Genomic DNA, 12851 nt, shown 5'->3' on the forward strand with positions numbered 1-12851 from the left:
CCCACAGATGTCGCACTGAGCCGGCTTGGGTGGGAGCGGCGGGCTCCCGCTTGCACCCTCCCGCTTCCCGCTTCTATGCTCGACGCCCCGTTTCCCTGGCGTCGAAGCCCATGATCCACAGCAAGCTGCCCCACGTCGGCACCACCATCTTCACCACCATGTCCCAGCTGGCCACGCAGGTCGGGGCGATCAACCTGTCCCAGGGCTTCCCCGATTTCGACGGGCCGGATGCGCTGCGCGAGGCGGTCGGCCGCCACGTGATGGCCGGCCACAACCAGTACGCGCCGATGACCGGCCTGCCGGCGCTGCGCGAGCAGGTGGCGGCCAAGGTGGCGCGGCTGTACGGTCGCCAGGCCAATGCCGACAGCGAAATCACCATCACCCCCGGCGCCACCCAGGCGATCTTCTGCGCCATCCAGGCGCTGGTCCGCGAGGGCGACGAGGTCATCGTCTTCGACCCCTGCTACGACAGCTACGAGCCTTCGGTGCAACTGGCCGGCGGACGCTGCATTCATCTGCCGCTGAACCTGCCGGACTTCGCCATCGACTGGCAGCGCCTGCAGGACGCGCTGACGCCGCGCACCCGGCTGATCATCCTCAACAGCCCGCACAACCCCAGCGGCGCACTGCTGGAGCGCGCCGATCTGGAGCGCCTGGCCAGCCTGCTGCGCGGTCGCGAGGACATCTACCTGCTCAGCGACGAGGTCTACGAGCATCTGGTGTTCGACGGCCGCGAGCATGCCAGCCTGCTGCGCCACCACGAGCTGTATGCGCGCGCCTTCGTGGTCAGTTCCTTCGGCAAGACCTACCACGTCACCGGCTGGAAGACCGGCTATGTGGTGGCGCCGCCGGCGCTCACCGCGGAGCTGCGCAAGGTGCACCAGTACGTGAGCTTCACCGGCGTCACTCCGCTGCAATGGGCGCTGGCCGACTACATGGCCGCCTATCCGCAGCATGTCGACGAATTGCCAGACTTCTACCAGGCCAAGCGCGACCTGTTCTGCGGGTTGCTGGCCGAATCGCGTTTTCGCTTCACGCCGACGCCGAGCACTTATTTCCAGCTGGCCGACTACTCGGCGATTCGCCCGGATCTGGACGATGTGGCGATGAGTCAGTGGCTGACCCGCGAGCATGGCGTGGCCTGCATCCCGGTGTCGGTGTTCTACCAGGCGCCACCGCAGGACCTGCGCCTGGTGCGCTTCTGCTTCGCCAAGCGCGAGGAGACCCTGCGCCAGGCGGCGGAGAAGCTGTGTGCCGTATGAATCGATGGCTGTGAGGAACCGACATGAGTGACAAACCCGACCTGCGCCTGGCCTTGGTGCAGACCGACCTGGCCTGGCACGACGCCCAGGCCAATCGCGCGCGCTTCGCTGCCCTGCTGGAGCAGGCGCGCGGCGCCGACCTGGTCATCCTGCCGGAGATGTTCACCACCGGCTTCTCGATGGAGTCGGCAGCGTTGGCCGAACCGGAGGAGGGCGCCACCCGGGCCTGGCTGCGTGAGCAGGCCGAGCGGCTGCAGGCGGTGGTGACTGGCACGCTGATCGTCCAGGCGGCGGACGGCAGCTACCGCAACCGCCTGCTGTGGGCGCAGCCGGACGGCCAGGTGCGCCATTACGACAAGCGCCACCTGTTCCGCATGGCCGGCGAACACGAGCATTTCGCTGCTGGCACCGAGCAGGCGTTGTTCGAGCTGAAGGGTTGGCGGGTGCGTCCGCTGATCTGCTACGACCTGCGCTTCCCGGTCTGGAGTCGCGATCCCCAGGGCACCGACCTGCTGCTCTACACGGCCAATTGGCCGGCGGCCCGCCGCAACGCCTGGAATCGTCTGCTGCCGGCGCGGGCCATCGAGAACCTCTGCTACGTGGCGGCGGTGAACCGTGTCGGCACCGACGGCCATGGCTATCCCTACAGCGGCGACAGCCAGGTGCTGGATTTTCTTGGCGACAGCCTGCTGGACGCGGGGGAGGGCGACGGCGTGTTCCAGGTCAGCCTGAATGCCGAGAAGCTCGCGCGCTTCCGCGAACGCTTCCCGGCCTGGCGTGATGCGGACGGGTTTGTATTGAAGGGGTGAGCCCCACCCATCGCGGCTGAAGCCGCTCCTACTGTTTGTACGGCCTACGTGCGGGTCAGAACTCCAACGCTGGGTTTGCGGCCCAGTTTATTCACCCACAACGAGCCGACGATGATCAGGCCGCCGACCGCCAGGCGCAGCAGGTCTTCTTCCGTGTTCCAGATCAGCAGGTTGATCAGCAGCCCCACCGGCACGCTGAGGTTGTTCATCACCGCCAAGGTGCCGGCGTCCACCTGGGTGCCGCCCTTGTTCCACCAGAACTGGCCCAGCGCGGTGGCCAGCAGGCCCATCCACACCAGTACGCCCCATTGCACATCGGTGGTCGGCAGGCGCTGCGGGTTGCCCAGCAGCAGCCAGGCCGGCAGCACGACGATCAGTGCGCCGAGGAAGAAGTAACCGAAGCGCCGGAACAGCGGCACGTCGCAGGGATGGCGGGCTACCAGCCGCTTGTACAGCACCTGACCGGTGGCGAAGGTGAAGTTGGCGATCTGCAGCAGGAAGAAGCCGAGCAGGAAATCGCCGCTGACGTCGTCATAGCGGATCAGCGCCGCGCCGAACACCGCCAGCGCCGCGGCCAGCAGCGCCCAGCCGTTGAAGCGGCGGTTCAGGGCGTCGTCGATCAGCGTCACGTGCAGCGGCGTGAGCACCGTGAACAGCAGCACCTCCGGCACCGTCAGCACGTTGAAGCTCAGGTACAGGCAGATATAGGTGACGCCGAACTGCAGCGCGCCGACCAGCATCACGCCGCGGATGAAGGGCGGCGGCACGCCGCGCCAGCGGGTGAGTGGCAGGAACACCAGGGCGGCCAATACCACCCGGGTGAGTACCGCAAAGTAGCTGTCGACCTGGCCGGCCAGGAAGGCGCCGATCAGGTTGAAGGAAACCGCCCACAGCAGGGTGACGACGAGCAGGTAGATCATTTGGGACTCCCGATGAGGGCGCCGACATTACCTGCTGGCCAGGCCGACCACAATTGCCCTTGCGGCGAACTCAGCGGCGGGCCAGCGGTGTGCAGCTGGACAGGTCCACCTCGCCCACATAGGGGTTGGCGTTGCCCTGCACGCAGGCGATCTTGCGGTTGCGCCACTGCTCCCATTCGCTGACCGGGTACTGGCGGTTCCAGATGTCGTACAGGCGCTGGTCCTGGCGCGACAGGCGCAGTCGGTAGCGATCGCTCATGTACAGGTAGATGCGCGCGATGGTGCCTCGGGTATTCTCCGGTGGCATGGCGGTGCGCTGCTTGAAGTCCACCACGAACGGGCAAGCGCCGTACTGGTGCGGCTTCTGGGTGAGCATGCCGAAGCCGAAGTTGCTGCGATCGCCGTTTACCTCGCCGATGGAAGGCACCAGGTTGTGCAGGTCGGCCTCGGCGCGGCTGAATACCGGGTCGTTGGCGGTGCAGTTCTTGCGCCCGCCGTCCTGCCAGCACTGGCGCTGGTGGCCGATCACCCAGGCCGGTACCACGTGTTCCCACTCGATGCGCCCGGCACGTTGTGCGTTCTTGCGCGGCTCGTAACCACAGCTGTCCAGATCGACACGGTTGCCCTTGTAGGTGCAGCCGCAATAGAACTCCACCGGTCGCTCGGCATACAGCTTCCAGGCGATCTTCTTGGCTTCGACGAAGGTGCGGGGCGCGTCGGCCTGGACGAGATGCACAGGCAGGGCGATGAACAGCAGGGCGAACAGCAGGCGCATGGAAACTCTCGACAACATGACTGAGAGCGCATCCGTGCGCACGAGGCCGCGATTCTAGCCTGCCGCTGGTCAGCAAGTGCAAGGAATACAAGAGCTTGCGTAGGGGTCCGCCTTGGAGGGATGCCTGTCTGACGACGTGCTACACGCAAGTACATTGCGGCGGATGCACCGGCCTGTAGGAGCGGCTTCAGCCGCGATGCTTTGGAGTGGCGACGATCGCGGCTGAAGCCGCTCCCACAGAAAAGCGGTTGTGTCCGGCCCGGCCGTGAGGACGCCCGGCGAAACCCCGATCAACGGCTGGTTTACCTAAGTGTTTGTTCTATTGGCAAAAAAAATTCACTTCCGTTGAAAAATACTGTTGACAGGGGATCGGGTCGAACCTAATATGCGCCCCGTCCTGACGCACGGGGCTATAGCTCAGCTGGGAGAGCGCTTGCATGGCATGCAAGAGGTCGACGGTTCGATCCCGTCTAGCTCCACCAAACCTCTCTTGAGGTGCGGTCTTGAAGGTTTCGTCCCCTTCGTCTAGTGGCCTAGGACACCGCCCTTTCACGGCGGTAACAGGGGTTCGAGTCCCCTAGGGGACGCCATTTTCTTGCCCGTGCATTTTGCGGGAATCAAGGGTCGCCCATGTGGCGGCCCTTTTGTTTTGTCTCGAGAAAGCACTGTCATGCCGTGCCCGTCAGCGCCTTTCTGGTCGCCACAGGCACGGTGCCGGTCCAAAGGGGTTGCACGCCTGACCCCGATCCGCTGGCCTTGCTCGGGAAGTATTTGCGATCATGCGCGGGTCGCACGGGTAGATGCCAAGAGCGACCTTTCCTTTCCGTGTAGCGGGGTGCGTGTCATGAGCCTGACGATGGAAGCGATTTTGCAGGAGGCCCGTCCGGTTCTGCCGGTACTGGTGATCGAGGATGTGGGCAGCGCCCTTGAGCTGGCCCAGGCGCTGCATGCCGGTGGTGTCCGCGTCCTTGAGGTGACCCTGCGCACGCCGCGCGCGCTGGAGGCGGTGTCGATCATCCGCCGCGAATTGCCGGATCTGATCGTCGGCGCCGGCACCCTGATCCATGCCGAGCAGTTCCTCGAAGCCCGCGACGCCGGTGCGCAGTTCGCCGTCAGCCCCGGCTGCACCGAGCGCCTGGCGCTGGCGGCGGAAGACCTGCAGATGCCCTATCTGCCCGGCGTGCTGACGCCCTCGGAAGTGCTGATGGCGCTGGAATTCGGCTACCGCTCGCTGAAGCTGTTCCCGGCCAACGGCACCGGCAGCGTGAAGATGCTCAAGAGCCTCAAGGGGCCGTTCACCGGTATCCGCTTCTGTCCCACCGGCGGCATCAACGTCGACAACCTCGCGACCTTCCTGCGTCTGCCCAACGTGGCCTGCGTCGGCGGCACCTGGATTGCCCCGGCCGATCTGGTCAAGGCGCGCGCCTGGGACCAGATCACCCAGCTGGCCAGCGAGGCCTGCTCGCTGGCTGCGAGTCTGGATGCACCGCGATGAACTGGGATCTGCCCGATCCCTTCGCGCTGGAGCTGGACGTGGTCGCGAATGACATCGATGAGCTGGGCCATGCCAACAACGCCGTCTACGTCAGGTGGATGGAGCGCTGTGCCTGGAGCCATTCGCAGCATCTCGGCCTGGACTTGGCCGCCTACCGGCGACTGGACCGGGCCATGGCCGTGGTGCGCCACGAAGTGGATTACCTGGCCAGTGCCTACCAGGGCGAGCACCTGTGCATGGGCACCTGGATCGTCGAGTCCGACCACAGGCTGCGGATGCTGCGGCGCTTCCAGCTGATTCGCCCCGCCGACGGCGTCACCCTGCTGCGCGCGCGGACCACCTTTGCCTGCATCGAGCTGTCCAGCGGCCGCCCGCGCCGCATGCCCCCCGAGTTCGTCGAAGGCTACGGCAAGGCGCTGGTGACGGCGCGTCTGGTCGATCGCTGAAGGGCGATCCATCCTGCGTCGGACAAGGGTCCGACTGGCGGCCAGAAAGGCGCTGACCGCCCTACATCTCGCGCGTTCATCTCCGTACACTACGCGCCCCTTGCGCTCCACGAGTTATCCCCATGCAAATCGCCCTGGCTCCCATGGAGGGGCTGGTCGACGAACTGATGCGCGACCTGCTCACCCGGGTGGGTGGCGTCGACTGGTGCGTCACCGAGTTCATTCGCGTCTGCGACCGCCTGCTGCCGGAAAGCCAGTTCCTCAAGCTGGCGCCGGAGCTGGCGCGCGGTTCGCGCACCGCCGCCGGCACGCCGATGCGCGTGCAGCTGCTGGGCTCCGATCCCGTCTGCCTGGCCGACAATGCCGCCTTCGCCTGTGAGCTGGGCGCGCCGGTGATTGACCTGAACTTCGGCTGCCCGGCCAAGACGGTCAACAAATCGCGCGGCGGGGCGGTGTTGCTCAAGGAGCCGGAGCTGCTCTATCGCATCCTCGATGAGGTGCGCCGCGCGGTGCCGGCCGCGATTCCGGTCACCGCCAAGATGCGCCTGGGCGTCGACAGTCCGGACGGTGCGCTGGATTGCGCCCGCGCGCTGGTCGAAGGGGGCGCGGGGCAGTTGGTGGTGCATGCGCGGACCAAGGCGCAGGGCTACCGGCCGCCGGCGCACTGGGAGTGGGTTGCGCGGGTGCAGGAGGTGGTGCGCGTGCCGGTGTTCGCCAATGGCGAAATCTGGACGCTGGAGGACTGGCGGCGCTGCCGGGAAGTCAGTGGCGTGCAGGACGTGATGCTTGGTCGCGGCCTGGTGGCGCGCCCCGACCTGGCGCGGCAAATTGCTGCCGCCCGCGCCGGCGAGCCCGTCGCGCCCATGGGCTGGTTTGAATTGCTGCCCCTGTTGCGCGAGTTCTGGCAGCGCTCGCGCAGCCGCCTGGCGCCACGCTACGCGCCGGGTCGTCTCAAACAGTGGCTCGGCATGCTGGCCCGTGGCTATCCGGAGGCCATCACCTTGTTCGAGCGGATTCGCCGGGAACAGGACTGCGACCGCATCGAAGCGCTGTTGCGTGCGGAAGGCGAGGAAGCGCTCCTGCGGGCCGGCTGACTTGCCGCTGCGCTGTACACGACTATCGTGACAAAACGGTTACGACGCAGGTTCGCTGGTCGCATGGATGCACTCGGGTTGTCGTGTGCGGGAGGAACGTCGTGCCGGCAAGCCGGAGGCGTGGGTGCCGCACCGGGATTTTCTGCTTGCGGATAACCCGCGTTGCCTGGAAGCCCGTATGCCCGTTCTCAAGCCTCTCCTGCTGCTCGCCTATCTCGTTTCCGGTCACCGCTACTACATGGCGCGCCTGGCCGAACTGGAAGGCACCGCTGCCACCGTCATGTTCCTCGGGCTGTTCGCCCTGCTGGTCGTCTGCCTGTTCCTGGCGGCCTACAGCCGGCAGGCGCTTCTGCGCTGGGGCTACGCGCTGGCGCTGTTCGGCGCCGCGGCGTTCTTCGATGCCTACCATCGCGTCACGGTCGACTACCTGACCTATCCGCAGTTCGTTTCGCTGCTGCATTCCCATGCCTTCATCGACGAGGCCTACCACCAGTTTCGCGACAGCATCCTGCACGCCACGGCAATCGGTCTGCTGCTGCTGTTCGGTATCGGCCTGAAGCCGGTTGCCGCGCCAGTGTCGGGCTGGGTGGCCGGCGCCGCGCCCTGGGTCGGCCTGCTGCTGCTGGCCAGCGTGCTGTTCGTGCGCGCCGGCGCGGGCGCGCGCGGCCTGCCGGTGATGTACACGCCGCTGGCCTATCTGGGCCTGTATGGCTACGAAGCGCTGAGCGACACCGTGGGCGAGCGCCAGCCGGTCACGCTGCCGCGTGGCGAGCGGATCATCGATCACGACATCGTGCTGATCATCGATGAGAGCGTGTCCGGGCATTACCTGGACATCAATCACCCGCAGGGCGTGCCCAGCGGCCTGACCGCCCTGCCGGCCGGGGTGAGCCTGTTCAACTACGGTTATGCTGCCTCGATCGCCAACTGCAGCGCCGACACCAACGTCACCCTGCGCTATGGCGGCACCCGCGACGATTATCTGCGCATCAATTCGACCATGCCGTCCATCTGGCAATACGCCCGGCAGGCCGGCCTGCGCACGGTCTACATCGATGCCCAGCGCACCCATGGCGCCCTGCAGAACCTGATGACCAAGGACGAGGTGCTGGAGCTGGATGCCTTCATCCAGTACGACGATGTGCGGGTGCGCGACCGCGACATGGCGGTGGCGGACAGCCTGATCGAGCTGCTCGGCAATGATCAGCCCGAGCTGATTCTGGTCAACAAGATGGGCGCGCACTTCCCGGTGCACGACAAGTTTCCGGACGAATTCCTGCGCTACCAGCCGGCGCTGCCGCGCGGTCGCTACCTGGACATCGGCGACACCGGCGAGCGGGACGGCTTCAATGGCACGGCCGAGGACTGGATCCGCTACCGCAACTCCTACCGCAACACCCTGTTGTGGAATGTCGGGGAATTCTTCACCCGCCTGCTGGCGCACGCCGACCTGAGCCGCGCCGTGGTGCTGTACACCTCGGACCACGGCCAGGACCTGCATGAGCGCGGCAATCCCGGGCTGAACACCCACTGTGGTGGCGACCCGGTGGTGGAGGAGGGCCTGGTGCCACTGATCGTCCTGCAGGGCGGCAACCTGGCGACCCTCGACTGGCAGGCCGAGCTAGATGCCAATCGCAACAACTCCAGCCACTACAACCTGTTCCCGACCCTGCTGGAGCTGCTTGGCTACCAACGCGAGGCGATACGAGCGACTTATGGCGCCTCGCTGAGCCAGCGCAGCGATGACGAGTTCACCTTCAACACCCGCTTCAATGCCCGGCTGGGTGCCGAGCCCGCCTGGAAGCGCATCGAGCTCGACGACGTGGTGTCGCCGGACCTGTGACCCGACCCCGCTTTTGGCTTTTTTTGTAGGAGCGGACTTGTCCGCGAGCTCTTTCGTGCAATCCCCAAGAGCTCGCGAATGAATTCGCTCCCACGGGTGCGCTGGCCTTCGCCCTGGCAGTCGCCTTTGCCGTCGAGCGGCAAGCGGGTGCCGCCCGGCGTGTTGCTGCCTTCGATATCGTTGCGCAAGTGCCTGAAATCAAAGGGATTGTGTAGCTGGCACAGTGCTTGCTTTCCTTCTGGCAGGCAAGGCGCCCGGCAACGGCGCCCGGCAAACGATTCGAGGGAAAGGCACATGGCTATCAGTTTCGACAAGGCGCTGGGGATCCACGAGAAGGCTCTGAACTTCCGCGCGCAGCGTGCCGAGGTGCTGGCGAACAACATCGCCAACGCCGACACGCCGCACTACAAGGCGCGCGACCTGGAGTTCTCCAGCGTGCTGGCCAGCCAGACCAACAAGAGCGGCACCTTCAACCTGAACCGCACCAGCGCCCGCCACATCGAGGGCGAGGGCGTGTCGTTCAGCGCCGAGTCGCTGCAGTACCGCACCCCGCATCACCCGTCCATCGATGGCAACACCGTGGACGCCCAGGTCGAACAGGCTGCGTACACCAAGAACGCGGTGGACTTCCAGGCCAGCTTCACCTTCCTCAACAGCAAGTTCAAAGGCCTGATGTCGGCCATCAAGGGGGAATAAGCCATGTCGCTGACCAACGTATTCAACATCGCCGGTAGCGGCATGAGCGCCCAGAGCACCCGCCTGAACACCGTGGCGAGCAACATCGCCAACGCCGAAACCGTGTCCTCCAGCCTGGAAGAGACCTACCGCGCCCGCAAGCCGGTGTTCGCCACCATGCTGCAGCAGCAGGTCAATCCGGCCGGTCAGTCGCTGTTCGCCGAGCAGGACGCCGCCGGTTACGGCGTGCGCGTCGCCGGCATCGTCGAAGACCAGGCCGAGCTGCAGGCCCGCTACGAGCCGACCCATCCGGCGGCGGACAAGGACGGCTACGTCTACTACCCGAACGTCAACGTGGTCGAGGAAATGGCCGACATGATCGCCGCCAGCCGCGCCTTCCAGACCAACACCGAAATGATGAATACCGCCAAAACCATGCTGCAGAAGGTGCTGACCCTCGGTCAGTAAAGGTGAAGGATCATGAGCACGATCAATACCAATACATCCCAGTCGATTCTTGACCAGTACCAGGTCAAGCAGAAGCCGAACACCACGGGCGACGCCGCCCTGGGCAAGGATTCCTTCCTGCAGCTGCTGGTTGCCCAGATGGAAAACCAGAACCCGCTGGACCCGCAGGACAACACCCAGTTCGTTGCCCAGCTCGCGCAATTCTCCAGCCTGGAAAGCATGAACAACCTGAACTCGACGGTGGAGTCCTTCATGGGCAGCTACCAGTCGTCCCAGGCGCTGCAGGCCTCCTCGCTGGTCGGTCGCTCGGTCATCGTGCAGACCGGCAAGGCGCTGGTGGACACCAGCAAGAGCATGACCGGCAACGTGATGATGCCGGCCGATGGCAGCAACCTGAACGTGAAGATCTACGACGACAAGGGTGCTCTGGTGAAGACCATGCCCATGGGGGACTGGAGCGCCGGTACCGTCGACTTCATCTGGGATGGCGTCAACGACAAGAACGAGAAGGTCGAGTCCGGCAACTACACCTTCGTCGCCGAAGCGCAGATCGATGGTGAGGCGGTCGCGCTGCCCACCTACCTGCCCGCCACCGTCAACAGCGTCACCCTGGCGGGTGGCGAAATGCATCTGAACCTGGCTGGCATGGGGCGTCTGCCGCTCTCCAGCGTACTGACCATCGGCCAATAACCGGTTTCTGAAAGGAGTTTCACCATGTCGTTCAACGTCGCTCTGAGCGGTCTGGCTGCGGCCAACAAGGACCTCGCCGTTACCGGCAACAACATCGCCAACGTCGCCACCACCGGCTTCAAGGGTTCGCGCGCCGAATTCGCCGACGTCTACTCGGCCTCCATCCTCGGTACCGGCGGCAAGGTCGCCGGCGCCGGCGTGCGCACCGCCGCCATCTCCCAGCAGTTTACCCAGGGCAACATCAACCACACCGGCAACAGCCTGGACCTGGCGATCAACGGCAACGGTTTCTTCGCGATGAGCGCGCAGGGCCAGATGATGTACACCCGTGCCGGCGAGTTTGGTACCGACAAGGACGGCTATATCCAGAACAGTTCCGGCTTCCGTCTGCAGGGCTTCCCGGTGGGTGCGGGCGGGCAGATTCTGCAGGGCAAGAAGGTCGACCTGCAGGTGGACACCTCCAGCGTGTCACCCAAGGCTACCAGCCTGATCAACGAGACCATCAACCTGGACTCGACTGCGTCGATCATTCCGGCGGCCCCAGGTTTCGATTCCAGCGACCCGGAGACCTTCAATTGGTCGACCTCGGTGCCGGTGTACGACTCGCTGGGCAACTCGCACACCATGACCCACTACTTCTCGAGGCGGCAGGAGGTATTGCCGGCCACGGGAACCTATTGGGAGATGTACACGCTGATCGATGGGCTCGATCCGTTGGACCCGACCAGCAACGTGCCGACGCCGGAGCGTTTGGAATTCGATACCTACGGCCGCCTGACCATGCCGGCTGCGGGTGAGTTCACTATCCCGATGGGCGATCCTACTGCGACGCCTCCTGTCGTTGGCTGGGTTCCGCAGCAAATCACCGATGCCACCACCAACCCGCCGACCGCCGTGGCCAACGGTGCCGTGGCCAACCCGACCGGTGTCACCGTCAGCTTTGCCGACATGACCCAGTTCAACGCCGTCTCAGCCGTCACCAGCCAGAAGCAGGACGGTTACGCCACCGGCCAGTTGTCCGGACTGAACATCGACGAAAACGGCAATATGTTTGCCGCCTTCACCAACGGCGAGTCCAAGCTGATCGGCCAGGTGATGCTGGTGAACTTCTCCAACCCGCAGGGCCTCAAGCCGGTCGGCGGCACCGCCTGGGTGGAAACCTACGCCTCGGGCGTGCCGATCGAGGGCATGGCCAAGAGCGGTACCTTCGGTGCCATCCAGGCCGGCGCGCTGGAAGAATCCAACGTCGACCTGACCGCGCAGCTGGTGCAACTGATCAAGGCGCAGAGTAACTACCAGGCCAACGCCAAGACGGTGACCACGCAAACCACCGTCATGCAGACCACCATCAACATGACCTGATGGTTGGGTAAATGAGAAAACGGGAGCCTGCGGGCTCCCGTTTTTGTTTGCGAATTTCGAAAAGTGGAGGGGAGGTTGCGGCCTCTTGTAGGGCCGGGAGCCGAATGCCCACGCTTCGGCTGCGTTGCCCTTTGCGTCGGCCGGGATAAACCCGGCCCCACAGGTTTCGCGGTTTTAGTTTGGCACGATGCTTGCTCCTCCTCTGGCAAGGCCCGCAAGGGCGGCAAGAACCTGCCGGAGGATTGAAGTGGACAAGATGCTGTATGTGGCAATGACCGGTGCCAGCCAGAACACTCTGGCGCTGCAGTCGCATGCCAACAATCTGGCCAACGTTTCCACCCACGGTTTTCGTCGCGACTTCGAGCAGGCGCGCTCCATGCCGGTGTTCGGCGATAGCCTGCCGGCGCGCGCCTATGCCATGAGCGAGCGTCCGGGTACCGACTTCACCCCCGGCGCACTGCAGGAAACCGGTCGCGAGCTGGATATCGCCATCGAGGGTGACGGTTGGATCGCCGTGCAGACCCCGCTGGGCGAGGAAGCCTACGTGCGCACCGCCAGCCTGAAGATCGATGCCGTGGGCATCCTGCGCGCCGGCAACGATTTGCCGGTGATTGGCAATGCCGGCCCGGTGGTGATTCCGCCGGAGCAGAAGGTCGAGATCGGCCGTGACGGCACCATCAGCGTCCGCGCGCTCGGCGAGAACCCCAACGTGATGGCCGTGGTGGACCGCGTGAAGCTGGTCAACCCGGACCCTGCGAACCTGGAAAAGGGTCTCGACGGCCTGATCCACCACACCGGCGGCCCCATCGAGGCCGACGCCAATGTCCAGCTGGTTTCCGGCTTCGTGGAAACCAGCAACGTGAATGCCGTGGCCGAGATGACTTCCATCCTGGCCCTGTCCCGCCAGTTCGAACTGCAAGTGAAGTTGATGCGCACCGCCGAGGATGATGCCGCGGCGATGACCAAGGTCATGCAGATCGGTTGATTCGAGACGGCGCCAGGCGGCGCCGCA

At 65.1% G+C, this 12851-nt stretch carries 13 protein-coding genes and 2 tRNA genes; 13 read left to right on the forward strand and 2 right to left on the reverse strand.

Annotated elements, in window-relative coordinates:
• Window positions 1–110: 110 nt before the first annotated feature.
• A complete protein-coding gene (locus VL129_RS04210) occupies window positions 111–1262 on the forward strand; it encodes a pyridoxal phosphate-dependent aminotransferase (RefSeq protein ID WP_325410392.1) in 1152 nt (383 codons plus the stop codon).
• Window positions 1263–1285: 23 nt separating this feature from the next.
• Window positions 1286–2071: an amidohydrolase gene (locus tag VL129_RS04215; RefSeq protein WP_325410394.1), complete on the forward strand. Its 786-nt coding sequence runs from the start codon at window positions 1286–1288 to the stop codon at window positions 2069–2071.
• 44 nt (window positions 2072–2115) lie between these two features.
• On the opposite strand, the gene VL129_RS04220 is transcribed toward VL129_RS04215, so the two are convergent.
• Complete coding sequence (locus VL129_RS04220; RefSeq protein WP_325410396.1) at window positions 2116–2991, reverse strand: carboxylate/amino acid/amine transporter; 876 nt, start codon at window positions 2989–2991, stop codon at window positions 2116–2118.
• A gap of 70 nt (window positions 2992–3061) precedes the next feature.
• On the reverse strand, window positions 3062–3766 hold the full coding sequence (locus VL129_RS04225) for an endonuclease I family protein (RefSeq protein ID WP_325410398.1): 705 nt from the start codon (window positions 3764–3766) through the stop codon (window positions 3062–3064).
• A 406-nt stretch (window positions 3767–4172) separates the two neighbouring features.
• On the opposite strand from VL129_RS04225, the gene VL129_RS04230 reads away from it, so the two are divergent.
• The 11 genes from VL129_RS04230 (at window position 4173) to VL129_RS04280 (ending at window position 12824) form a co-directional block, all read left to right on the forward strand.
• Window positions 4173–4248 (forward strand) — tRNA-Ala (locus VL129_RS04230).
• Between the two features lie 32 nt (window positions 4249–4280).
• Window positions 4281–4356, forward strand: a tRNA-Glu gene (locus VL129_RS04235).
• A gap of 254 nt (window positions 4357–4610) precedes the next feature.
• Window positions 4611–5261, forward strand: coding sequence for a bifunctional 4-hydroxy-2-oxoglutarate aldolase/2-dehydro-3-deoxy-phosphogluconate aldolase (locus VL129_RS04240; RefSeq protein ID WP_325410400.1), 651 nt, complete (start codon window positions 4611–4613; stop codon window positions 5259–5261).
• Complete coding sequence (locus tag VL129_RS04245) at window positions 5258–5707, forward strand: acyl-CoA thioesterase (protein ID WP_325410402.1); 450 nt, start codon at window positions 5258–5260, stop codon at window positions 5705–5707. Before VL129_RS04240 ends, VL129_RS04245 begins: the two co-directional genes overlap by 4 nt.
• 122 nt (window positions 5708–5829) lie before the next feature.
• Window positions 5830–6801, forward strand: coding sequence for a tRNA dihydrouridine synthase (locus VL129_RS04250; RefSeq protein WP_325410404.1), 972 nt, complete (start codon window positions 5830–5832; stop codon window positions 6799–6801).
• 178 nt (window positions 6802–6979) lie between these two features.
• On the forward strand, window positions 6980–8644 hold the full coding sequence (locus tag VL129_RS04255) for a sulfatase-like hydrolase/transferase (protein ID WP_325410406.1): 1665 nt from the start codon (window positions 6980–6982) through the stop codon (window positions 8642–8644).
• 294 nt (window positions 8645–8938) lie between these two features.
• Complete coding sequence (gene flgB, locus VL129_RS04260) at window positions 8939–9340, forward strand: flagellar basal body rod protein FlgB (protein WP_325410408.1); 402 nt, start codon at window positions 8939–8941, stop codon at window positions 9338–9340.
• Between the two features lie 3 nt (window positions 9341–9343).
• Window positions 9344–9787: a flagellar basal body rod protein FlgC gene (flgC, locus tag VL129_RS04265; RefSeq protein WP_325410410.1), complete on the forward strand. Its 444-nt coding sequence runs from the start codon at window positions 9344–9346 to the stop codon at window positions 9785–9787.
• A gap of 12 nt (window positions 9788–9799) precedes the next feature.
• Window positions 9800–10477, forward strand: coding sequence for a flagellar hook assembly protein FlgD (locus VL129_RS04270; protein WP_325410412.1), 678 nt, complete (start codon window positions 9800–9802; stop codon window positions 10475–10477).
• A gap of 24 nt (window positions 10478–10501) precedes the next feature.
• Window positions 10502–11839, forward strand: a complete 1338-nt coding sequence (gene flgE, locus VL129_RS04275; protein WP_325410414.1) for a flagellar hook protein FlgE — start codon at window positions 10502–10504, stop codon at window positions 11837–11839.
• Between the two features lie 247 nt (window positions 11840–12086).
• Window positions 12087–12824, forward strand: coding sequence for a flagellar basal body rod protein FlgF (locus VL129_RS04280; RefSeq protein WP_325410416.1), 738 nt, complete (start codon window positions 12087–12089; stop codon window positions 12822–12824).
• The last annotated feature ends 27 nt before the right edge of the window (window positions 12825–12851 follow it).

This window comes from Pseudomonas sp. (assembly GCF_035497915.1).
Classification (GTDB): domain Bacteria; phylum Pseudomonadota; class Gammaproteobacteria; order Pseudomonadales; family Pseudomonadaceae; genus Serpens.

What these genes read in the sequence shown, in the direction of transcription:
- VL129_RS04210 (WP_325410392.1), top strand. Translation starts at nt 111, where the DNA reads ATGATCCACAGCAAGCTGCCCCACGTCGGCACCACCATCTTCACCACC.
- VL129_RS04215 (WP_325410394.1), top strand. Translation starts at nt 1,286, where the DNA reads ATGAGTGACAAACCCGACCTGCGCCTGGCCTTGGTGCAGACCGACCTG.
- VL129_RS04220 (WP_325410396.1), bottom strand. Translation starts at nt 2,991, where the DNA reads ATGATCTACCTGCTCGTCGTCACCCTGCTGTGGGCGGTTTCCTTCAAC.
- VL129_RS04225 (WP_325410398.1), bottom strand. Translation starts at nt 3,766, where the DNA reads ATGCGCCTGCTGTTCGCCCTGCTGTTCATCGCCCTGCCTGTGCATCTC.
- VL129_RS04240 (WP_325410400.1), top strand. Translation starts at nt 4,611, where the DNA reads ATGAGCCTGACGATGGAAGCGATTTTGCAGGAGGCCCGTCCGGTTCTG.
- VL129_RS04245 (WP_325410402.1), top strand. Translation starts at nt 5,258, where the DNA reads ATGAACTGGGATCTGCCCGATCCCTTCGCGCTGGAGCTGGACGTGGTC.
- VL129_RS04250 (WP_325410404.1), top strand. Translation starts at nt 5,830, where the DNA reads ATGCAAATCGCCCTGGCTCCCATGGAGGGGCTGGTCGACGAACTGATG.
- VL129_RS04255 (WP_325410406.1), top strand. Translation starts at nt 6,980, where the DNA reads ATGCCCGTTCTCAAGCCTCTCCTGCTGCTCGCCTATCTCGTTTCCGGT.
- flgB (WP_325410408.1), top strand. Translation starts at nt 8,939, where the DNA reads ATGGCTATCAGTTTCGACAAGGCGCTGGGGATCCACGAGAAGGCTCTG.
- flgC (WP_325410410.1), top strand. Translation starts at nt 9,344, where the DNA reads ATGTCGCTGACCAACGTATTCAACATCGCCGGTAGCGGCATGAGCGCC.
- VL129_RS04270 (WP_325410412.1), top strand. Translation starts at nt 9,800, where the DNA reads ATGAGCACGATCAATACCAATACATCCCAGTCGATTCTTGACCAGTAC.
- flgE (WP_325410414.1), top strand. Translation starts at nt 10,502, where the DNA reads ATGTCGTTCAACGTCGCTCTGAGCGGTCTGGCTGCGGCCAACAAGGAC.